Below are 19,005 nucleotides of genomic sequence, written 5' to 3'. Positions count from 1 at the left end.
AACTCCTTTCAATCAGTCTTGGGCGGTGAGTGCCTCGCCGGCATCATGCTCGGCGAGGATCTGCGTGATAGCGCGACGCAGGGCCGGGCCATACGTCGGGTTACCAAGGCCAAAGTCCACGCACGCCGGGATGTATCCGGCGGGATTGCCGAGGTCGTGGCGCTTGCCTTCATGAATGACAATGTGGACCGGGTGGCCCTCCTGGATCATCAATTCAATGGCATCGGTGAGTTGGATCTCCCCGCCCATACCGGGGGCGATGCGGCGCAAAGCATCAAATACCGCACGATCCAGCAAGTAGCGGCCGGTAGCCACCAAGGTGGAGGGGGCATCTTCGACGGATGGCTTTTCCACCATGCCCACCACGCGCTTCACCTCACCCGCGGACAGGGAGCAATCCGCCGGAATCTCCTCAATGTCGAAGACTCCGTAGTTGACCACCTCGCTGCGGGAGACGTTGAAGGCGCACAACACGGTGCCGCCCAATTCAGCGCGCACCGCCGCCATCTTCTCCAAAGCGCCGACGGGGAGGACTAGGTCATCGGGCAACATGACAGCCACCACGTCCTCATCCTCGTCGAGCACGGACTCCGCCAAACCAACGGCATGGCCCAGGCCCAACGGCTTGACCTGTTCCACTGCCACCGGGGAGATCAGCTGCCCGGCCCGCTGCACCTTGGCCACCTGCTCGTCCTTGCCCCGCTCGCTCAACGTCTCCACCAACGACGGAAACTCCCCGAAATGGCGCATGACATCTTGCTTGTCGGGAGCCACGATGATGGCCATCCGCGTGGCCCCCAGCGCGGAGGCTTCTTCCGCGATCAGCTCGATGCCCGGGGTATCGACGACCGGGAGCAGCTCCTTCGGGACAGTTTTGGTCGCCGGTAGGAATCGAGTACCCATGCCCGCGGCGGGAACAATAACCGTCTTCACCCCATGGGGGTGTTCGTGAGATGACAAGCTCATAACAGCTCATCCTACCTGCCACCTCAGGGTGGTTGAGCGACCCCCGCCGCGGTTAGGCTGGTGCCCATGGACACCCGGGAGCGGAAGACACAGTTGCGCGAACTCCTCCAGCAGGCCCGCCGCGCCATGTCGATGGAGGATACCCACCGCGAAAACTCCGCACTCATCGCCCACGCCGCCTCGTTGCTGCGATCCCTATCCCCCGCCGATACGGCGGTCGCCGCCTACGCACCTCTCGTCGGTGAGCCCGGCGGAAAACTGCTTCTCGACGCCCTGCATGGCGAGGCTTCCGCACTCCTCCTACCCGTCTCCCTCCCGGGCGGAAAGCTCGATTGGGCCCGCTACGAAGGCCGCCTCGCCTTGAGCCCCGGCGCGTTGGGCATCGCCGAGCCAACGGGCACGCGCCTAGGCCCCGACGCCTTGCAGTCCTGCAGCCTTGTGTTCGTCCCTGCTTTGGCGGTCAGCCCCACCGGCATTCGCCTGGGAAAGGGTGGTGGATTCTACGACCGCGCGCTATCGGCCTTAAGTAATCTCCCCCACCCGCCACGCACCGCGATGCTGTTATATAACGGCGAGATTCGCGATGACATACCGGCCGAAGCCCACGACATGCCCGTCGACCTTGCAATTACTCCCACGGGGATACGAACCTTTAGTTAGCGAGGTAGCCGGGGAACCTTAGGCCGATGTGGGCAGTCCAATAGGACATGGTGCCCTTTCGCCAGATAGTGCAAACCCCTGGCTGGCGCCGCAGCCTGCTTGTGCGCCGCGCTGCGGCCGCCGCTCTACTCCTGGCCGCCTTGGTGGTCTCAGTCATGGAGGTCGCCCACCGCGACCCGCCCGCCGTCGTCTTCGCCCGCGACGTCGAGGCGGGTACGGCGCTCTCGCTTGATGACGTCGCGGTGGCCCGCGTCCCCGCCCATCTCCTACCCCGCACGGCACTGAACTCCCTGTCCGATATCGAGGGTCAGGTGATCGTTGCCGCGGCCGAAGCCGGTGAAGTGGCAACTACGTCAAAATTCGTCGATGTGGCCTTTTCGGGCGGCTCTGTGGGTGAAATCACCAACATAGTCCCAGTGCGGCTGGCAGAACCCGAAATTGTTCCGCTTTCACGCCACGGAGACACCGTCACCATCGTGACCCATCGCGGCGAAGAACTGTCCCCGGAAATTGTTGCCGCAGGTGGCAGGGTGCTTCTAGCGACCACTGAGGGTACCCCCCACACCCTCCTCGTCGCATTACCCCATGATGCCGCCCGTGCCGTCGCCGCGGCTTCTCTGTCTACACCTTTAGCGGTTGTGCTGACTGGGGACCGCGCAAACTTGAGCAATATGGACTAAAGTTCACGTGTCCTCATTTTCAAGCAATCAAGGAGAACTCACCATGCTGCAAGGCTTCAAGGACTTCATCATGCGCGGTAACGTCGTTGACCTGGCCGTTGCCGTGGTCATCGGCGGCGCATTCACCGCCATCGTCACCGCCTTCTCTGATAACCTGATCAACCCCCTCATCGCCGCCCTCGGCGGCTCCGACGTGAGCGGCCTCGGCTTCCACGTCATCTCCGGCAACCCCGCCACCTTCCTTGACTTCGGCGCCGTCATCACTGCTGCCATCAACTTCCTGATGATCGCTGCTGTCGTCTACTTCGTCATCGTCATGCCGATGAACAAGATGAAGGAGCTCCAGGAGCGTCGCCGCGGCATCACCAACGAGGAAGAGGCTCCGGCCCCGACCGACGTCGAGCTGCTCACCGAGATCCGCGACCTGCTGCAGAAGTCCTAAATCTCACTCGTAGTGGGGAGGGCGCTGCTCGCGCCAGAAATCCTCTCCCACTAACTGGTCCTCGGCCTCTGGGTCGAGGATCACCACCCGCTGATCATCAGCGGGTTTTTCTTTGTCTAAAAAGGCACTCGGAGTATCCGCCGTGCGGTCATAGTCCACGGCGTCGGAACGCCGCTCCACCCGCCGCCGCTTTCTACTCAACGCTGTACTTTTGCAGCTGATCAATCAGATGATGAACCAGTGGCGTCAACGTCGCCATCCCGTCACGCACCGCTGAGCGGGAAGCGGCGAGGTTAACGATCACCGTCGAGCCCGACACCCCAGCGATTCCCCGCGAGGTACAGGCATCCACCGCGCCGCACGCCAACCCTGAGGAACGCAGCGCCTGAGCAATGCCCGGGACCATCTGATCCAGCAAGACCCGCGTGGCCTCCGGAGTCTTGTCTCGCGGGCCTACCCCCGTACCACCAATGGTGAGCACGAGATCAACGCCGCCGACCACCCCAGTCTCAATCGCTTGCCGAATCTGGGACTTCTTCGACTTCACCGACACCACAGCGTCCACCGCGAAGTCGGCCTCGACTAAGAGCTCGGCGACGACCCGGTCCGTGTCCTCTCCTGATCCGATAGCGTGATCTGAGATGAGGACAACGAGGGCTCGACGCTGGGCTTGGCGCCTTTCCTCCTGTTCAGAGGCGAAAAGGAACTCCTCATCCGGCTCTCCGACATCGAGCAACGCCGAGGAACGCGACACATCCGGGGATGAAATCATCATCTTCTATCCATCCTGCAATTCATAAGTCGTGGGGCCTGAGTGGAGGGCTGTTGGAGCTAAATCTACTCCGAGGTCAGCGTAACCTCTACCGTTCGAGTCTGACCCGTATCAGTCTGCACTACCTCAAGGCTGACCGTGTCCCCGAAGCCCTGGGAACGTACCGCCGCGATCAGCGAGTCGGGGTCATCGATCTTGCGATCATTGAGGCGGGTGACCACGTCACCAGTGGCGAGCCCCGCCTGCGCAGCCGGCCCATTGGGCTCCACAGAAGCGATGAGCGCCCCTTCCACATCAGTCCGGGCTGCAACCTGCACGCCAAGCATGGGCTGAGTCGCCTTGCCTGTCGTCATCAACTGATCCGCCACTCGCTTGGCAAAATTCGAAGGAATAGCAAAGCCCAGACCGATAGAACCAGCCTCTCCTCCACTACTCATGGAGGCAATCACAGAGTTCATACCGATCAAGTGGCCTTCCATGTCGACGAGAGGCCCGCCCGAGTTGCCGGGGTTGATAGCGGCGTCTGTCTGGATGGCGTCGATAAGAGAGGACTCCCCACCACTGTCCGAGGCACGCACGGGGCGGTTCATCGAGGAAACAATGCCCGAAGTCACGGTCGAGCTCAGACCCAGCGGCGAACCAATCGCCACGACTTCTTGCCCCACGCTGAGCGAGTTAGAGTCGCCGAACGTGATGGTCGGCAGCCCGGACACATCCCGCATCTTGATGACGGCGATGTCCGTGTCCGCGTCGGAGGCGACGTAGTCGGCGGGGACGACGCGGCCGTCGTTTAGCGTGACCTGTATCTGACCGCCAACATCGGCGCCGGACACGACGTGGTGATTGGTCAGCACATAGCCGTCGGAGGAGATGATCGACCCGGAACCTTCGCTGCCGCTGGTACGGGTGGCTACTTGAATAGACACCACCGTCGGCAGGACGTTAGCCGCAACCCGTTCGACGCCACCGGCGGGTGCAGAGGCGGCGGGCTGGCTCGGTTCCCGCAAGGAGTTGACAACCTCCGCGGACTCGTTCCCCGCCATGTTGGACGCTACAACTCCGGTGATGCTGCCTGCTGCCACCGAGCCGACCAGCATGAGCGCCAGTGCGGTGCCCAAACCGACGGTGCGCTTGGGCGACTGTTGGGATTCGGGGGCGGGAGCTTCGTTTACACTTTGGGGCTGTTCTTCCTGTTGGCCCCACGAAGAATAAGGTGAGCGAGCCGTCGGCTCATTGGTGGGATTGGTCTCGTCGTTCATGGATCCTCATTGTTCTCTTGTCCACTGAGGTAGCGCTGGACTCAATCTGTACGTTACCTGGGTGAGTCTACATTTAGGTGGGCCATTCGCCCCGGCGACCCGTTGCTGAGACCGGGGAGGACCAAGCGCATGTCGGTACCGCTGTCATCGGAAGACTCGACGCGAATGCTGCCACCATGCCGCTCACTGACTTGCTTGACAATGGCCAGGCCCAAACCCGAACCCGGCAAAGCCCGAGCCTCGGGGGCGCGATAGAAGCGCTCAAACACTCGCTCATGGTTTTCTTCCTTAATACCCGGGCCGGAATCGACAAAGGATATCTCGACATTGTCCCCCACCTGGCGCATGGTGATGACCACGGTGCCATCCGGCGGAGACCACTTAGCCGCGTTATCCATGAGATTGACCACGGAACGCCCCAACGCGAAGGGATCCCCGTACAGCATCCACGGCATGGTGTGCAGCTCAAAAGTGACATCGGGGCGACGGCGCTTGACCCTCTCCAGGGAGGAACCAATGATCTCTTCCACATCAACCTCTTCGGTCACAGCGCTGGGGGCATCCTCGCGGGCCAAGTCAACCAAATCGCCAATGAGGGTAGAAAGCTCCTCCATCTGCGCAAGAACATCTCTTTCCAAATCCTGCCGGTCCTGCTCGCTGAGGCGGTTGGGCTCCCCAGGCCGATTGAGCATCATGAGGAACTCAATATTGGTCCGCATCGACGTCAACGGGGTTTTGAGTTCATGCCCGGCGTCTGCCACCAGCTGGGCCTGCCGCACTCGCGATTCCTGGAGTGTGGCCAGCATGGCATTGAAGGAGCGGGTGAGGTGAGCAAGCTCGTCATTTCCGACGACCGCGATCGGACGCAGATCGTCCGTCCGGGTCACGTAGTCCACCGCCCTTTGCAAGCGCCACAACGGAGTCAACCCCGCGGTGGAGATAACAACGCCTGCGGTAATAGCCACCAACACGCCGATGAAGGAAATGACCAACAACACAATGCCCAAAGACGTGATGAGTTGGTGAGTCGGGTCCATGTTTTGAGCAACGACGACAGTGGTGCCCAGCGTGTCGTAACGAGCCAAAATCCGCTCACCAGCGACAGTACGGATGGACTGGATGGACGAATCCCCCATCACCTTAAAGTCCCCGCCGATGGGGATAGTATCGCCCGTGCTAAAAGTCCACCCCGGCGGCGAGACAGACACGCGAGTATTGGGGTTGAACTGCTTAAACTGCTCCAAATCTGACTTCAAATACGGCAGGCGCAGCGGATCGATCGCTTGGCGCATGAGGATGCCAGCCTTCGCCTCGAGCTCCCGATCGACGGAAGCAGTCAAGGCGGACGACACCGTCCAATAGGCAATGATCGAGATCGTGCCCACGGCTATAGTCACCATGGCGGCCGTGAATACCGCCAAGCGCATCTTAAGCGTGGCTCGCTGAGACCAGGAACCACGCGGGCCGGCGGCCGCCGACGCTGGAGTCTCCTTCTCAGGAGCAGCGGTCTCAGCGTTGATAGCCAGACGGCGCAAAATCACGGAGCGGTTTCCCGCAGGACGTAACCTACACCGCGAACAGTGTGGATTAAGCGGATCTCGCCGTCAGCCTCGGTCTTGCGACGAAGATAGCCAATGTAGACCTCGAGTGCATTGCCAGAAGTGGGGAAGTCATAACCCCAGACCTCTTCGAGGATGGTGTTCCGGGAGAGCACGCGCCGCGGGTTCTGCATTAGCAGGCGTAGAAGGGAAAACTCCGTACGGGTCAGGCTGATCCCCCGCTTCCCGCGCATCACGTCCCGAGTTTCGGGGTCCAAGGTCAAATCCTCGAACTCGAGCTTCTTCGTGTCCTCAATCTGCGGAGCAGCTTCCACGGCGGCGCGCCGCAAAAGGGAACGTACACGGGCCAAGAGCTCCTCCAGTGCAAAGGGCTTAGGCAAGTAATCATCCGCGCCCGCGTCCAGGCCAGCCACCCGATCGGAAACTCCATCACGCGCGGTGAGCACGAGGATCGGTCGGTCATACCCGGAACTGCGCAAGTTGCGACATACTTCCAGACCATCCATCCGCGGCATCATGACGTCGACGATGATCAGATCTGGCTGAACGCGCGGGATCTCCTCGAGGGCCTCAACGCCATCTTCGGCCAGCACAACATCATATCCGTTGAACGCCAGGGACCGCCTCAGAGACTCGCGGACGGCCTGTTCGTCATCGACTACAAGAATCTTCATAGAAGCCATTATGTATCACGCGGAAACAAAAACACCGGTTGCCCTCCGCTTTAATACGGGAACAACCGGTGCAATCGCTTGCATAGCTACAGGTAAAGGCTAGAACTGCTCAACCTCAACCAGGCCAAGCTGTGCAGCCTTGACCAGACGACGCGGAACGCGAACAGTCTGACCATCGATCTTCACCTCTTGGAGGGCGACGTTGTCGGCCTTCCACTGGGAGCGACGCATGCGCGTGTTAGCGCGGGACTTTTTAAACTTCGGAACTGCCATGGTTCTTTACCCTCCTTAAGCCTTCTTCTTGCGACGGGCCATGCCGCCGAAACGCTTCTCGAACTTCTCGACGCGACCAGCGGTGTCCATGACACGCTGCGCACCGGTCCAGAACGGGTGGGACTCGCTGGTGACGTCAACGACGATCAACGGGTACTCGTTCCCGTCTTCCCAGGTCACAGAGCGCTCGCTCTTGACGGTAGAACGGGTCAGGAACTGGAAACCAGTGCCGGCGTCCTGGAAGACCACCGGGTGGTAGTCGGGGTGGATATCCTTCTTCATAAATTCTCGATTCCCTCAGGATGGAACATCAGGTCGGTTCACAGCGTGCCGAATACATGCTCAGCAGAGGCCACGATCGTGCCTGAGTTGGGTTGGAGATTGACAACTCGGAACATACTACCCGTGAGCATCGGATTTATGAAATTACCTGCTGTGACGCCTTCGCTCCCGCCTCCGCTGCTGTGCGGGCACGTAACCACCACCAGACGATTCCCGCACCAACGAGGGCTTGCGATACTCCCAACGTCACCCAAGCTATACGGCCTAACTCCAGGGGATAGATGGCGGAGGCGATTTCCAATGACACGTGAAAGCCGCCGTGGGTGCCCACGGCCCACCACAGTCCCTTCCACAACACCACGGATCCAGCCAGCAATCCCATGCCGAACGGGACCATGAGGTAGAAGAGGCGATCACCAAAGTTCTGTTGCCCGCCGGAGGAAGTGAGGTGGATGACGGTAAACGCCACGGTAGTCCACGCAACGGTAAGGAGGGGACGGTGCCGCGTGAGGTGAAAGAGCCAACCGCGGAAGATGAGTTCTTCGGGCAACCCCTGCAGGAGGAAGGCACGGGTAGTCATGAAAAGCAGTATGAGAGCTAGGTTCGATGCTGCGAGATCGTCCAGAGGCGGGTTTGAGGTGCTGGCAGCGTCGACGAGGACGAGGATCGCCCACCCCGCGGCCACCGCCACAGCCGCCAGCGCTATGCCGCCTGCCATGCCAGGGATGATCTTGCGAACTCGCAGGAGGCCCGTGACACCGATCGGGGCCTTCTCTACCCAGCGCATCCATGCCGCCACCGCTGGAATGACCACCGCCGGGGTGAGCAGAAAGATGACGGTCGTCGCGGCGAGATTGGCATTAGGGCTTGGGAAGGCGGCCTCCGCCCAATGATGGAAAGGCAAGCGAACGAGGTTGGCCACGACAATGAGCAGGGTTCCGAGTACCGCCCGAAGTGCCAGCCCCCACCAGTTAGCTGGTAGCAGTGGCTGAACGGGCTCGAAGGTGTTGTTTCGGGTCATGAGTTCGACGCTATGACCCCACCACTCATTGCAGAACCCCCGTGGGTCACGAGTTTTTAGGCCCCAAAGTCATGACCCGAGTCATGGTCTCCCGCCGGTAGCGTGGGAGGTATGGACCGAAGGCTCCTTAGCTTCTTTTTCGGCACTGCCATGTTCTTATTCCTCAGCGCCGTCCTCTCCGAAGACCGTCCACCGAAGTGGCAGCTGGCCGGAATAGCCAGCGCCGTCCTCCTCTTGGTCGCCTGGGTCATATGGATCAGGCTCACGCGCCCCAGCACCGCTGTCGTCTTCTCTGTGATTTCCTTCGCCTCCTTCATCATCGCGGATTCGATGGTGAGCATCGGTATTCAATGGATCACACTCGTTGTTCTGCTCATCAGTCTGGGAAGAGTCGCAGCTGCGTGTTATGCGTTAGTTGTGGTGCTCACTACCATGACAGCCCACATCGGCATTGGCAGCCCTATCGAACGCATTCTCCTCGAAACGACCGCCGCTGTCCTCGTCGCCGCCGCCGGTCTCGCTCTCGCCGAGCTTTTTCAACGCAATCAACGCATGCTCGAGGAGCTGCGGGAAAACTTGCGGCATTCCACGGAACTGGCCTACGCCCACGAACGCGAGAGAATTGCGGCCTCGCTGCACGACGGGCTGGGGCATCGGCTCACCACGATTGGGCTCGGCCTCGATTTCTCCTCCCGCATGATCGACCGAGATCCCCAGCGCGCGCGGGAGGAAGTCCAGCGGGCACGGCATTCCACCACCGAAGCGCTGGATCTCATGCGCGCGACTGTGCGGGCCATGCGACCTGTCGCCGTCGACCACGCCAACGATGCACCCGAGCTGGCGCAGACCCTGCGGGAGTTTGCCGCCACGTTTGACACCACGAGCCTGTCAGTCACCGTGGTCGATGAGCAGTCCCAGCCTGAGACCGATCCCGGTTGCGTCGCCTTCAAAGTCCGCTTTGTCCAGGAAGCACTCACCAACGTTCTTCGGCACTCGGGCGCCGATCACGCGCACATCATTGTGTCGGACGGGAGCATCTCAGTGTCCGACAACGGCCGCGGCAACGACGCGGAACCCAGCTTCGGCCTGCGTCATCTCCAACAATCCGCCGCAACCCACGGCTATCGGTTGGATATCCACCCCCACGGCGGCCTCGGTGGCGGCAGCCGCCTTAGCCTCGTCATCTCGGAGGCACCATGACCTCCATCAAAGCATTGCTTATCGACGACCACCTCATGCTGCTCCGCGGCCTGTCTCTGTTATTCGACACTATCGATGGCATCGACATCGTCGCCACCACCACCGACGGCTCCCAGGCGTTGACCCTGGCTCGGGAGCACCGCGTGGACATCGTCATCACCGACGCCGCCATGCCCGACACCGACGGCCTCGCTGTGGTCACCCTATGCGCCCCTCACATCCCGACCCTCGTGCTCACCACCTTCGACGACGCCTCCCTCGTCGACCGGCTCCTCACAGCCGGCGCCGCGGGTTACCTTCTCAAAGACGTCTCCCCCGACGACCTGGCAGAAGCAATCCGGGCCGCCGTGGACGGCGGCCTGGTCCTGGACCCCCGCATTGCGCGACACGCTTGGGCGTCGAAAAGCAACGACCGGGAGGGAGAGCTGGCGGTGCTGACCCGGACCGAACGCGTCGTCGCCAAGCTGGTGTCACAGGGGCTCAACAACCAGGAAATTGCCGCCAACCTCCACCTCGCGGAGGGGACGGTGAAAAACCATGTCTCGGCGCTATTACGCAAGCTTCATGCCCGAGATCGGACGATGCTGGCGCTGCGGCTATCCAAGGCTTTCGGGCAGTGAACGCGGGATTAGGATTTCGGGCCGAAATTCTGTAGGGTTGTCCCTTGCTGTTGTCGAAAGTATACGTCTACGCCCCGTCAGCTGGCTGTTCGATGGCGCCCCAACCTTTATCAGTTGGTGCGGCGCAATCAGATTGCTGTGATGTGGGCGGCTAGGAGAAAGAAAGTCCATGTCGGCTATTTGCCAGGTCACGGGACGCAAGCCGCAGTTCGGTAAGTCCGTCTCGCACTCGCACCGCCGCACTTCGCGCCGTTGGAACCCCAACGTGCAGCGTCGTCGGTATTTTGTGCCCTCTTTGGGCCGTACCATCACCCTGACTGTTTCCACCAAGGGAATCAAGATCATCGATCGCGATGGCATTGAGTCCGTTGTCGCCAAGATTCGCGCACGTGGGGAGAAGATCTAAGTAATGGCACGTAATGACATTCGTCCGATCATCAAGCTGAAGTCTACGGCTGGCACGGGTTACACCTACGTCACTCGTAAGAACAAGCGCAACAACCCCGATCGTATCTCGCTGATGAAGTTTGATCCGGTCGTCCGCAAGCACGTCGAATTCCGCGAGGAGCGATAATCTATGGCTAAGAAGTCCAAGATCGCCAAGAACGAGCAGCGCAAGGAAATCGTCGCCCGCTACGCGGAGCGTCGCGCTGAGCTCAAGGCCATCATCAGCAACCCGAACACCAACGACGAGGACCGCCTGGAGGCTCAGTTCGAGCTGAACCGCCAGCCCCGCGACGCCTCGCCGGTGCGCGTCCGCAACCGCGACGCTCACGATGGTCGCCCCCGCGGCTTCCTCCGCAAGTTCGGTCTTTCCCGTGTCCGCATGCGCGAGATGGCTCACCGCGGTGAGCTCCCGGGCGTCCGTAAGTCCAGCTGGTAAGAGAGGGTGGCAAACATGAAGCAGCGCACCAACCACAAGAAGGCGCGGATCGAGCAGTCCCGTCGCCCCAAGAAGAATCCCCTCAAGGCTGAGGGCATTGAGAAGGTGGACTACAAGGACGTCAAGACCCTTCGTCTGTTCATCTCCGATCGCCACAAGATCCGTTCCCGCCGCGTCACCGGCCTGACCCCGCAGCAGCAGCGTCAGGTCGCCACCGCCGTGAAGAACGCACGCGAAATGGCACTCCTGCCGTTCACCAGCCGCTAAACCGGCTGCAGGGCACAACAGCGCACTTTTGCCGCTGCCCCTTAGTGTGACACGGTAAAAGACACTCAACCCGCTTCTCCCAATTACGGGAGGGGCGGGTTGTTGCATTCACAGGGTCCGGGCGCTGGTAATTTCACTGCTACACCAGATTCACTCCCGCCAGGAGGCTGCCCATGCTCCACCCATCCCTCATCGACCTCACCGAGCAAGCCCGCACCAGCCGCTCCCCCGCCATGGTTCGCGGCGTCCTCGCCGAGTCCCACGACCTCCTGCGCAACGCTATCTCCCACCAGGAGCCCGTCGGTGAGCTCACCGCCTGGTACTCGCGAACCATCCTCGAAACACTGGCCAGCCCCGCCGTGGAATCTTTCCTGGCCGGGGAGACGGTCCGCCCCATCGGCGCCCTCGCTCGCCTCGAGGCACTCCCCACCGATCCAATTGGCTGGATCCCCCTCGACTCCTCCTCCGCCAACTCGGCCCTCACCGAGTTGTTCCTCGACGCCGGCCTGCCTGTCGACGGCCCCCAGGACGCCGCATCCGTCACCGATGCCGATGGCATGCTTATCGACGCCCACCTCCTGCCCACCCTCCTGGAGCGGGCCATCGCGCGCCGTCCCCCGGCGCTGCGACTTACCGAGGGCCGCCCCGACTACGACGCGCACGTCAACATCCAAGCCACCCTCATGTCCCCGGCCGTCGACGTCGCCCGCTGGGCGGGCCTACTCGCCTCCTCCACCGAGTCAACCACCCGCGCCCGGCTCGGCGACGCCCACCGCCTAGACATCCTTACCGCCGACGAAGCCGACTCCCTCACCCAGGCCTGGACCACCGGCGCCGCCCTAGAAATGGGTCGCTGGTACGAACACCTCTCTGGGCCCACCACCGCCCTCGCCCACCTCTCCGCCGTCGACCGCAGCGCCTACTCCGCCGCCGCCCGTCTCCTCGCTGGAGCACTCCGCTCCCTCGCCGCACGACACGACATCCCGCTCACCGACAGCCAGGGACAGTGACACTGCCGCCTGTGGTTATAATTCATGGATTAATCGCCTTTTGGTCAATAGAAAGGAGTTGAGTGAATCTTGGCAGGAGCAGTCGGCCGTCCCCGCAAAAACAGCCCCCGACGCCGCGGTTCAACCGCCCGGGAAGAGATCCTCGACGCCTCCGCGGAACTATTCACCACCAAAGGCTTCGCCACCACTTCCACCCACCAAATCGCCGACGCCGTGGGAATCAGACAAGCCTCCCTCTACTATCACTTCCCCTCCAAGACGGAAATCTTCCTCACCCTGCTGAAGTCCACCATCGAGCCCTCCTTCCAGCTGGCCGTCTCGCTTGGCGAATCCGACGCCTCCCCCACCCTCCGACTCTGGGCCCTTGTCGCCGCCGAAGCACGCTTGTTATTGTCTAGCCGCTGGAACGTCGGCCGCCTTTACCAGCTCCCGGTCGCCGCCTCGGAAGAATTCTCTGATTACCACGCTCAGCGCACTGAGCTCCACGACATCTTCCGCTCACTCGCCTCTGACATCGTCGGCGCCGACGACCCCCGCATCGACCTCCCCTTCCACATCGCCCTCTCCGCGATCGAGATGCGGCCCAACGACGGCACCGTCCCCGAGCCCCTTTCGGAGTCATCGTTGCCGTCAACGGCAGTCATGCTTGCCGACGCCGCCCTCGACGTCCTCCACACCACCCTTCCGGACGACCGCGAGGCTCGCACCTTAGAGCTCATTGCTCAGGTCAGCACCCCGGAAGACGCCTAGTACCTCTCGAGCTCAGCTTTCCGGTCGGAAGGACTCTGCTGGGTGCCAAAATTCTCTCGAATGCGCGCGAGCGTTGCCCGTTTTCCCAGGTCGCGGCTCGGGTGGATTTACATTCTAGAGAATTTTGGCACTCGCTCCCTCACGGGAGGGCAGGAAGAGCCAACTAGTGCGCGAAGTGACGTGCCCCGGTGAAGTACATCGTCACTCCGGCTTTTTCGGCAGCAGCGATGACTTCATCATCGCGGATGGAGCCGCCGGGCTGAACGACGGCGGTGACGCCGGCGTCGGAAAGCACTTCGAAGCCATCAGCGAAGGGGAAGAAGGCGTCGGAGGCTGCGACGGAGCCCTTGGTTCGGTTGACGTCGCCGGCGAGAGTGTTGGCGCGTTCGACAGCGAGTTTGGCGGAGTCGACGCGGTTGACCTGCCCCATGCCAACGCCGACGGTGGCGCCGTCGCGGGAGATGAGGATGGCGTTAGATTTGACGGCGCGAACAGCTGCCCAGGCGAATTGCAGGTCGGCGAGGACCTGGTCGGAGACGGCCGGACCGGCAGCCAGCGTCCAGTTTGCGGCATCGTCACCCTCGGCGTGCAGGGCGTCGCGCTCTTGGACGAGGACGCCGCCTGAGATCTCGCGGCGCTCAAGGCCGGAGCGGGAAAGAGGCTCGGCTTGAAGGACGCGGATGTTCTTTTTGCGGGCGAGGACGTCGACGGCGCCGGCGGCATAAGACGGTGCGATGATGACTTCGGTGAAGATATCGGCGACTTGCTCGGCCATGGCGACGGTGACTTCGCGGTTGGCTGCGATGACGCCGCCGAAGGCGGACATGGGGTCGCAGGCGTGGGCGCGGCGATGGGCGTCGGCGATGGAGGTATCGGAGACGGCGATGCCGCAGGGGTTGGCGTGCTTGATGATGGCGACGCAGGCACGATCATGGTCCCAGGCGGCGCGCCAGGCGGCGTCGGCGTCCTGGTAGTTGTTGTAGCTCATTTCCTTGCCGTGGAGTTGGGTGGCGTTGGCCAATCCTCCGGCACCCTTGTCGGCGTAGAGGGCTGCCGCTTGGTGGGGGTTTTCACCGTAACGAAGGGTGTGGGACAGCTCGTGGGAGGAACCGATCCAGGCGGGGAAGGTCTCGTCCCGGTCGGCCTGTTCGCCGAGCCAGGTGGCGACGGCGACGTCGTAGGCTGCGGTGTGGCGGAAGGCGTCGAGGGCGAGGTGGGTGCGCTGGGCGCGGGTGAAGCCGCCGTCGGAAAGCGCGGCAGCAACGTCGTCGTAGCGGGACGGTGAGACGACGACGGCCACTGATGGGTGGTTTTTCGCGGCGGCGCGGACCATCGAGGGACCGCCGATGTCGATTTGCTCGACGCATTCGTCGAAGGAGGCGCCGGAGGCGACCGTCTCGGAGAAGGGGTAGAGGTTGACCACGACGAGCTGGAAGGGCTCAACTCCGAGGTCCGCGAGCTGGGCCAGGTGGTCGTCTTTGCGAGTGTCGGCGAGGATTCCGGCATGCACCTTCGGGTGCAAAGTCTTGACGCGGCCTTCGAGGCACTCGGGGAATCCGGTCAGTTGTTCCACGGGGGTGACGGGGATGCCTTGCTCGGCAATTTTCGCCGCGGTGGAGCCGGTGGAGACGATTTCCACGCCGGCGCGGTGAAGCGAGGTAGCTAGCTGCTCGAGGCCTGTCTTGTCGTAGACGCTGATCAGTGCGCGCTTAATTGCCTTGCGATCATCACTCATGGATGAACTCAACCTTCCTGGTGGTGTGGTCAATGGTTGCCGCCTTCAGCACCGAAACGATGAGCTGGCGTTCGATCTGCTTAATCCGTTCATGGAGGGAATCTTCATCTTCCCCTGGTTTTATGCTCACCGCTTGCTGCGCGATGATCGGCCCCGTATCCACTCCCGCGTCGATGAAGTGGACGGTCGAGCCGGTGACTTTCACCCCGTGGGCCAGCGCGTCGCGGACGGCATGGGCCCCCGGAAATGAGGGGAGCAGAGCCGGGTGGGTGTTGATGATGCGCCCACCGAAGCGGTCGAGCACGCCAGCACCGAGGATTTTCATGAATCCGGCGGAGACGATGAGGTCGGGGTGCCCCTCCGCTATCGCGTCGGCGAGTGTGATGTTCCAGGCGGCACGGTCGCCGTCGAGTTCGACGACTCGCGTATCGACGCCCGCCCCTTCCGCACGGTCCAGCGCCGGACACTGGACGTCGGCGATGACGAGGGAGACCCGATAGGAATCGTCCTGGTTATCTAGAAGCGACTGCAATAGAGTGCCGCTTCCGGATACCAGGACGACAACGTTGAGTCGGGTATGCGCGGGAGGAAAAGTCACGCGTCTGATACTAGCCCGTGGGCGGGTCTTTCTCGTCGTCTTCTCCCCCATCTTCGGTGACTGAAGTGTCCTCTGTTATTACAGTGTCTTTTGGTTCTTCTGAGACTTCTTCCGGAGCTTCCTCGGAGACGATCTCACCCTCGAGAATCTCTTCCTCTTCTTCTTCCCGCTCCGGCTCAGCTTCTGGCTCTGGCTCCGGCTCCGGCTCCGGCTCGATGACTTCCACCGCCGGGGCACGGCGATCAGCGATCAACCCGACGGCCGCCGCGACGAGTCCAACTCCCGCCACCCAGACGAAAGCCAGCCCCACCGTCATCCACAGCATCGGCCCGACCTTGCCGAAGTAGCCAACACCCCCGGACGTGAGATAGCAGGCGACGAGTGCTACCAGAGCTGCGATAGCCCCCGAGGCAAGTGCCTGCCGGAAACCTGGGCGCATGCGCCCGTGCACGTAGGCGCACACCGCCGCAACGACAGCCAAGAGTCCAATGGCCCATTGCTGAACTGCGCCCGGAATGAGCGCGAGGAGAGGCAGCGGAGGCAGGGACACCAAGTTGATGGCGTAGAGGGAAATGGAGGCGGCGCCGAAGTGAAACTCAGAGCCCAACAACACAGCGATTGACCAGATGAGCGCGTTGGGCAAATAGAGCAGGGAGACAATGATGGCGCCGACGACGCCGCCCGCACTCGAGTAGGCCTGGGCCATCTCGACCTGGCGGGACCACCCGGTCGCCAGCAAAATGGCGAAGAGGACCAGTGAGGCGAGAGCCAGCCAGGTGAAAATGCGGACGGCGACGACGGCGGCGTCGACAAGCCATTCCGGAGCCCCATAGCGGCTGAGCAACGCTCGCCACAGCCGACCGCCCATGCCAATGACCAGCGCAATGGCATGGACGAGCAGAGTTCGGCCGATGGCGTGACCGAGCGGAGGGGCGCCGACGTCAAAGACGCGGCCTGCATCCCACATCATGCCGGAGGCAATGAGAGTGAGGACGATCGGAATGAACAACGTGGCCGCCGCCAAGACAAGCAGGTCGGCGACGCTCACCCGATCACGGACCGCCCGATGGATGCGGCGAGCCAAGAAAGCGATCAAAGCGATGGTGGGCAAGAGCGGCAAGACACCAATGGAGATATCAGCCGCGTTGACGGGCACCAAGTTGAGCACCAACCACAATTGCGCAACAGTGGCCGAAAAGGCAGTGAGCGTTAGCCCAGTGACCATGAGGCCAGCCAGAGAAACAACGATGAGGCCGAGCACAACAATGCCGAGGGGAATGGCAACCACCGGGACATAACGGCGGAGACGACCCGCGATCGTCAGGGGTGCCTCCGGGGCGACATCCGGGGTGCGGCTCGAGCTAGCCGATGATTTTCCGCCCACCCGAAGATTACGAAGGCGCCTGCTGGGGCGCGACTGGGGACTCGTCTTTTTGCTCATCACTGCCTACTGTGCCACGATGGCCCATCGGAAAACGGTTGGCGCGTCCGATGCCCGCGCGGGTTGTAACACTGGTGACAACTTTTACGAATACTTAAGGTTTTTTCTCGATCCAGTTGCCTTGGGGCAATCGAGACGCTATCGTTACCATCCGTAGATAACAAGATTGTCACAATCCCATAACCCAATTGGGACGTGGCGAAATGGAAGAGGGCTTCATGCGACAGACGACTCAGCGGTCAGCTCGAGGTAGGCACCGCAAGATCTCCACCTCGCAGACGACCAAAGGTCGCATCGCGCTCGTGGCAGTAGCCACTGGCGCTGTATCCACCGCAGGTATCGGCGGCGCCGCAGCCGCGACCCTTCACAATCAGGATGCACCGGCCGACAACGGAATTGCGCTCGCCGCCAACGCAGGCGACCTGGCGGGCGCTCTCAACGCTTCCCCGCAGATCCTGGCCATCGCAGAATTCAAGCCGGTCGTCAACATTCAGGACCAGCTGAACAAGGCCATCGAGTACAACGTTAGCCGCGTCCAGGCTGACCTCGCACAGCGCGGACCGGCCGTGGTCAAGCCCGCCGAGGGTGCTTTCACCTCCGGCTACGGCATGCGCTGGGGTGCTCTCCACGCTGGCATCGATATTGCCAACGCCATTAATACCCCGATCCTCGCCGTCATGGACGGCACCGTCATCGACTCCGGCCCGGCCTCCGGCTACGGCAACTGGATCCGCATCCAGCACGCTGACGGCTCCATCTCCGTGTATGGCCACATGGAGACCCTCAACGTCTCCGTCGGCGAGACCGTTCACGCCGGTCAGCAGATCGCCGGCATGGGTAGCCGCGGCTTCTCCACCGGCTCACACCTGCACTTTGAGATCCACCCCGCCGGTGGCGGAGCGGTCGATCCTGTTCCGTGGTTTGCAGAGCGCGGCATCGTCATCGCCTAAATCTTGTTAGTTATCTTCGAGAAGGACTCGACCAGGGTGGTCGGGTCCTTTTCTCATGCCCGGCGCGTGATCCCGACCCCCTGATCGCGACCGGAACGCTTCCGCGGTCGATTAAGGGCCAGCCCACAACACATAGTGCGCTAAAAGTCGGAGTCAGCCCGTCGCGATGACTATCCAGCCGAGCCTGCCGGGTCCTTTTCTCATGCCCGGCGCGTGATCCCGACCCCCTGATCGCGACCGGAACGCTTCCGCGGGCGATTAAGGGCCGGCACACAACACATAGTGCGCTAAAAGTCGGGGTCAGCCCGTCGCGATGACGATAACAGCACCCGACCCCATTGACGCCCCGCAGATTACCCAGTAACCTGAACGTCGAAGGTTACTCAGTAACCTCCGTCTCCCGTAAAGGACGTCACGATGTCAATCAAATACTCGATACTCGCCCTGCTGGCCAAGAGCCCCTGCTCCGCCAGTCAGCTGCAAAACCAGTTTCGCCAGCTTACTGATGAATTCTGGCCACTGAATATCGGCCAAGTCACGCAGACGATCTCCCGCCTCGAACGCGACGGCCTCCTTGAATCAGCCGAGCAGACCATCGGCGCCAACGGGCACCCCACGGATACCTACCAGCTCACTGACGCCGGCCGGGCTCTCCTCGCCTCGTGGTGGACCGAGCCGGTCGTCCGCCCGAAGGCTGAACGCGATGAGTTGGTGATAAAAGTAGCCTTGGCCTCGCAATTCGACGAGATCGACCTCATTGCCCTCCTCGATAGGCAGCGCCGCGCTGCGATAGCTGATCTGCGCGCGCTCACCATTACTTCCCGCGATTTGCCCGATACGCGCACCGCCGAGCGCCTCCAGGTTGAGCGCCGGATTCACGATTTGGAGTCCGAGGTTCGCTGGCTCGACCGCGTTGAGGCCCTTTCCCGTCCAGGCACCCACCCCGCAACCAAGGAGGCATGA

General features: G+C 62.1%; 25 protein-coding genes. 13 read left to right on the top strand and 12 right to left on the bottom strand.

Annotation, left to right across the window (positions count from 1 at the left end; translation table 11 throughout):
* Positions 1 to 12: 12 nt before the first annotated feature.
* Complete coding sequence (locus tag CATRI_RS03665; RefSeq protein ID WP_290219844.1) at positions 13 to 966, bottom strand: UTP--glucose-1-phosphate uridylyltransferase; 954 nt, start codon at positions 964 to 966, stop codon at positions 13 to 15.
* Between the two features lie 66 nt (positions 967 to 1,032).
* On the opposite strand from CATRI_RS03665, the gene CATRI_RS03660 reads away from it, so the two are divergent.
* The 3 genes from CATRI_RS03660 to mscL are packed head-to-tail and all read left to right on the top strand — an operon-like array spanning position 1,033 to position 2,748.
* Entirely contained in the window at positions 1,033 to 1,626 is a 594-nt protein-coding gene (locus tag CATRI_RS03660; protein WP_290219842.1) for a 5-formyltetrahydrofolate cyclo-ligase, read from the top strand.
* A 47-nt stretch (positions 1,627 to 1,673) separates the two neighbouring features.
* Positions 1,674 to 2,306, top strand: a complete 633-nt coding sequence (locus CATRI_RS03655; RefSeq protein ID WP_290219840.1) for an SAF domain-containing protein — start codon at positions 1,674 to 1,676, stop codon at positions 2,304 to 2,306.
* A 43-nt stretch (positions 2,307 to 2,349) separates the two neighbouring features.
* Positions 2,350 to 2,748, top strand: a complete 399-nt coding sequence (gene mscL / locus CATRI_RS03650) for a large conductance mechanosensitive channel protein MscL (protein WP_290219838.1) — start codon at positions 2,350 to 2,352, stop codon at positions 2,746 to 2,748.
* Positions 2,749 to 2,751: 3 nt separating this feature from the next.
* On the opposite strand, the gene CATRI_RS03645 is transcribed toward mscL, so the two are convergent.
* The 8 genes from CATRI_RS03645 to CATRI_RS03610 all read right to left on the bottom strand — a co-directional run bounded on the left by CATRI_RS03645 (position 2,752) and on the right by CATRI_RS03610 (position 8,588).
* On the bottom strand, positions 2,752 to 2,949 hold the full coding sequence (locus CATRI_RS03645; protein WP_290219837.1) for a hypothetical protein: 198 nt from the start codon (positions 2,947 to 2,949) through the stop codon (positions 2,752 to 2,754).
* Entirely contained in the window at positions 2,942 to 3,523 is a 582-nt protein-coding gene (locus CATRI_RS03640) for a MogA/MoaB family molybdenum cofactor biosynthesis protein (protein WP_290219835.1), read from the bottom strand. Before CATRI_RS03640 ends, CATRI_RS03645 begins: the two co-directional genes overlap by 8 nt.
* A 62-nt stretch (positions 3,524 to 3,585) precedes the next feature.
* On the bottom strand, positions 3,586 to 4,779 hold the full coding sequence (locus CATRI_RS03635) for a S1C family serine protease (RefSeq protein WP_290219833.1): 1,194 nt from the start codon (positions 4,777 to 4,779) through the stop codon (positions 3,586 to 3,588).
* Positions 4,780 to 4,832: 53 nt separating this feature from the next.
* A complete protein-coding gene (locus CATRI_RS03630) occupies positions 4,833 to 6,320 on the bottom strand; it encodes a sensor histidine kinase (protein ID WP_290219831.1) in 1,488 nt (495 codons plus the stop codon).
* Positions 6,317 to 7,012: a response regulator transcription factor gene (locus CATRI_RS03625; protein ID WP_290219829.1), complete on the bottom strand. Its 696-nt coding sequence runs from the start codon at positions 7,010 to 7,012 to the stop codon at positions 6,317 to 6,319. The genes CATRI_RS03630 and CATRI_RS03625 overlap by 4 nt, the downstream gene beginning before the upstream one ends.
* Before the next feature lie 99 nt (positions 7,013 to 7,111).
* The gene (gene rpmF / locus CATRI_RS03620) at positions 7,112 to 7,285 is read right to left on the bottom strand and encodes a 50S ribosomal protein L32 (RefSeq protein ID WP_047252599.1); all 174 of its coding nucleotides are present in this window, start codon (positions 7,283 to 7,285) and stop codon (positions 7,112 to 7,114) included.
* 15 nt (positions 7,286 to 7,300) lie between these two features.
* Entirely contained in the window at positions 7,301 to 7,567 is a 267-nt protein-coding gene (locus CATRI_RS03615; RefSeq protein WP_047252598.1) for a type B 50S ribosomal protein L31, read from the bottom strand.
* A gap of 136 nt (positions 7,568 to 7,703) precedes the next feature.
* Entirely contained in the window at positions 7,704 to 8,588 is an 885-nt protein-coding gene (locus CATRI_RS03610) for a CPBP family intramembrane glutamic endopeptidase (protein WP_290219826.1), read from the bottom strand.
* 111 nt (positions 8,589 to 8,699) lie between these two features.
* Between CATRI_RS03610 and CATRI_RS03605 the strand changes: the two genes are divergently transcribed.
* The 8 genes from CATRI_RS03605 to CATRI_RS03570 all read left to right on the top strand — a co-directional run bounded on the left by CATRI_RS03605 (position 8,700) and on the right by CATRI_RS03570 (position 13,318).
* Positions 8,700 to 9,788 (top strand): sensor histidine kinase, encoded by a 1,089-nt coding sequence (locus tag CATRI_RS03605; RefSeq protein ID WP_290219824.1) that lies wholly within the window; start codon positions 8,700 to 8,702, stop codon positions 9,786 to 9,788.
* Positions 9,785 to 10,408, top strand: coding sequence for a response regulator (locus CATRI_RS03600; RefSeq protein ID WP_290219822.1), 624 nt, complete (start codon positions 9,785 to 9,787; stop codon positions 10,406 to 10,408). The genes CATRI_RS03605 and CATRI_RS03600 overlap by 4 nt, the downstream gene beginning before the upstream one ends.
* A 169-nt stretch (positions 10,409 to 10,577) precedes the next feature.
* Positions 10,578 to 10,814 (top strand): 50S ribosomal protein L28, encoded by a 237-nt coding sequence (gene rpmB, locus CATRI_RS03595; RefSeq protein WP_047252595.1) that lies wholly within the window; start codon positions 10,578 to 10,580, stop codon positions 10,812 to 10,814.
* A gap of 3 nt (positions 10,815 to 10,817) precedes the next feature.
* Entirely contained in the window at positions 10,818 to 10,982 is a 165-nt protein-coding gene (gene rpmG, locus CATRI_RS03590; RefSeq protein ID WP_006822996.1) for a 50S ribosomal protein L33, read from the top strand.
* Positions 10,983 to 10,985: 3 nt separating this feature from the next.
* Positions 10,986 to 11,291 carry a 30S ribosomal protein S14 gene (rpsN, locus tag CATRI_RS03585; protein ID WP_290219812.1) on the top strand — a complete coding sequence of 102 codons (306 nt, stop codon included), beginning with the start codon at positions 10,986 to 10,988 and terminating at the stop codon, positions 11,289 to 11,291.
* Positions 11,292 to 11,306: 15 nt separating this feature from the next.
* Entirely contained in the window at positions 11,307 to 11,558 is a 252-nt protein-coding gene (gene rpsR / locus CATRI_RS03580; protein WP_047252593.1) for a 30S ribosomal protein S18, read from the top strand.
* A 173-nt stretch (positions 11,559 to 11,731) separates the two neighbouring features.
* The gene (locus CATRI_RS03575) at positions 11,732 to 12,568 is read left to right on the top strand and encodes a putative nucleotidyltransferase substrate binding domain-containing protein (protein ID WP_290219807.1); all 837 of its coding nucleotides are present in this window, start codon (positions 11,732 to 11,734) and stop codon (positions 12,566 to 12,568) included.
* 69 nt (positions 12,569 to 12,637) lie between these two features.
* On the top strand, positions 12,638 to 13,318 hold the full coding sequence (locus tag CATRI_RS03570; RefSeq protein WP_290219805.1) for a TetR/AcrR family transcriptional regulator: 681 nt from the start codon (positions 12,638 to 12,640) through the stop codon (positions 13,316 to 13,318).
* Positions 13,319 to 13,481: 163 nt separating this feature from the next.
* On the opposite strand, the gene purH is transcribed toward CATRI_RS03570, so the two are convergent.
* Genes purH through CATRI_RS03555 form a run of 3 tightly spaced genes read right to left on the bottom strand, consistent with a single transcriptional unit; the run spans position 13,482 to position 17,035 of the window.
* On the bottom strand, positions 13,482 to 15,053 hold the full coding sequence (gene purH / locus CATRI_RS03565; protein ID WP_290219803.1) for a bifunctional phosphoribosylaminoimidazolecarboxamide formyltransferase/IMP cyclohydrolase: 1,572 nt from the start codon (positions 15,051 to 15,053) through the stop codon (positions 13,482 to 13,484).
* Positions 15,046 to 15,651, bottom strand: coding sequence for a phosphoribosylglycinamide formyltransferase (gene purN / locus CATRI_RS03560; protein WP_290219801.1), 606 nt, complete (start codon positions 15,649 to 15,651; stop codon positions 15,046 to 15,048). Before purN ends, purH begins: the two co-directional genes overlap by 8 nt.
* A 10-nt stretch (positions 15,652 to 15,661) precedes the next feature.
* Complete coding sequence (locus CATRI_RS03555) at positions 15,662 to 17,035, bottom strand: cell division protein PerM (protein ID WP_290219800.1); 1,374 nt, start codon at positions 17,033 to 17,035, stop codon at positions 15,662 to 15,664.
* A gap of 275 nt (positions 17,036 to 17,310) precedes the next feature.
* On the opposite strand from CATRI_RS03555, the gene CATRI_RS03550 reads away from it, so the two are divergent.
* Together CATRI_RS03550 and CATRI_RS03545 are read left to right on the top strand one after the other, a co-directional pair.
* Positions 17,311 to 18,042 carry a M23 family metallopeptidase gene (locus tag CATRI_RS03550; protein ID WP_290219797.1) on the top strand — a complete coding sequence of 244 codons (732 nt, stop codon included), beginning with the start codon at positions 17,311 to 17,313 and terminating at the stop codon, positions 18,040 to 18,042.
* Between the two features lie 417 nt (positions 18,043 to 18,459).
* A complete protein-coding gene (locus tag CATRI_RS03545) occupies positions 18,460 to 19,005 on the top strand; it encodes a PadR family transcriptional regulator (protein ID WP_290219795.1) in 546 nt (181 codons plus the stop codon).

The sequence above is a fragment of the Corynebacterium atrinae genome (genome assembly GCF_030408455.1).
GTDB classification, from domain to species: domain Bacteria; phylum Actinomycetota; class Actinomycetes; order Mycobacteriales; family Mycobacteriaceae; genus Corynebacterium; species Corynebacterium atrinae.
Note: the sequence above shows the minus strand (reverse complement) of the source record. Positions and strands in the feature narration are given on the sequence as shown.

Excerpts from the sequence above, each read along its gene's own strand:
- CATRI_RS03665 (WP_290219844.1), bottom strand. The coding sequence starts at position 966 with ATGAGCTTGTCATCTCACGAACACCCCCATGGGGTGAAGACGGTTATT.
- CATRI_RS03660 (WP_290219842.1), top strand. The coding sequence starts at position 1,033 with ATGGACACCCGGGAGCGGAAGACACAGTTGCGCGAACTCCTCCAGCAG.
- CATRI_RS03655 (WP_290219840.1), top strand. The coding sequence starts at position 1,674 with ATGGTGCCCTTTCGCCAGATAGTGCAAACCCCTGGCTGGCGCCGCAGC.
- mscL (WP_290219838.1), top strand. The coding sequence starts at position 2,350 with ATGCTGCAAGGCTTCAAGGACTTCATCATGCGCGGTAACGTCGTTGAC.
- CATRI_RS03640 (WP_290219835.1), bottom strand. The coding sequence starts at position 3,523 with ATGATGATTTCATCCCCGGATGTGTCGCGTTCCTCGGCGTTGCTCGAT.
- CATRI_RS03635 (WP_290219833.1), bottom strand. The coding sequence starts at position 4,779 with ATGAACGACGAGACCAATCCCACCAATGAGCCGACGGCTCGCTCACCT.
- CATRI_RS03625 (WP_290219829.1), bottom strand. The coding sequence starts at position 7,012 with ATGAAGATTCTTGTAGTCGATGACGAACAGGCCGTCCGCGAGTCTCTG.
- rpmF (WP_047252599.1), bottom strand. The coding sequence starts at position 7,285 with ATGGCAGTTCCGAAGTTTAAAAAGTCCCGCGCTAACACGCGCATGCGT.
- CATRI_RS03615 (WP_047252598.1), bottom strand. The coding sequence starts at position 7,567 with ATGAAGAAGGATATCCACCCCGACTACCACCCGGTGGTCTTCCAGGAC.
- CATRI_RS03610 (WP_290219826.1), bottom strand. The coding sequence starts at position 8,588 with ATGACCCGAAACAACACCTTCGAGCCCGTTCAGCCACTGCTACCAGCT.
- CATRI_RS03605 (WP_290219824.1), top strand. The coding sequence starts at position 8,700 with ATGGACCGAAGGCTCCTTAGCTTCTTTTTCGGCACTGCCATGTTCTTA.
- CATRI_RS03600 (WP_290219822.1), top strand. The coding sequence starts at position 9,785 with ATGACCTCCATCAAAGCATTGCTTATCGACGACCACCTCATGCTGCTC.
- rpmB (WP_047252595.1), top strand. The coding sequence starts at position 10,578 with ATGTCGGCTATTTGCCAGGTCACGGGACGCAAGCCGCAGTTCGGTAAG.
- rpmG (WP_006822996.1), top strand. The coding sequence starts at position 10,818 with ATGGCACGTAATGACATTCGTCCGATCATCAAGCTGAAGTCTACGGCT.
- rpsN (WP_290219812.1), top strand. The coding sequence starts at position 10,986 with ATGGCTAAGAAGTCCAAGATCGCCAAGAACGAGCAGCGCAAGGAAATC.
- rpsR (WP_047252593.1), top strand. The coding sequence starts at position 11,307 with ATGAAGCAGCGCACCAACCACAAGAAGGCGCGGATCGAGCAGTCCCGT.
- CATRI_RS03575 (WP_290219807.1), top strand. The coding sequence starts at position 11,732 with ATGCTCCACCCATCCCTCATCGACCTCACCGAGCAAGCCCGCACCAGC.
- purH (WP_290219803.1), bottom strand. The coding sequence starts at position 15,053 with ATGAGTGATGATCGCAAGGCAATTAAGCGCGCACTGATCAGCGTCTAC.
- CATRI_RS03550 (WP_290219797.1), top strand. The coding sequence starts at position 17,311 with ATGCGACAGACGACTCAGCGGTCAGCTCGAGGTAGGCACCGCAAGATC.
- CATRI_RS03545 (WP_290219795.1), top strand. The coding sequence starts at position 18,460 with ATGTCAATCAAATACTCGATACTCGCCCTGCTGGCCAAGAGCCCCTGC.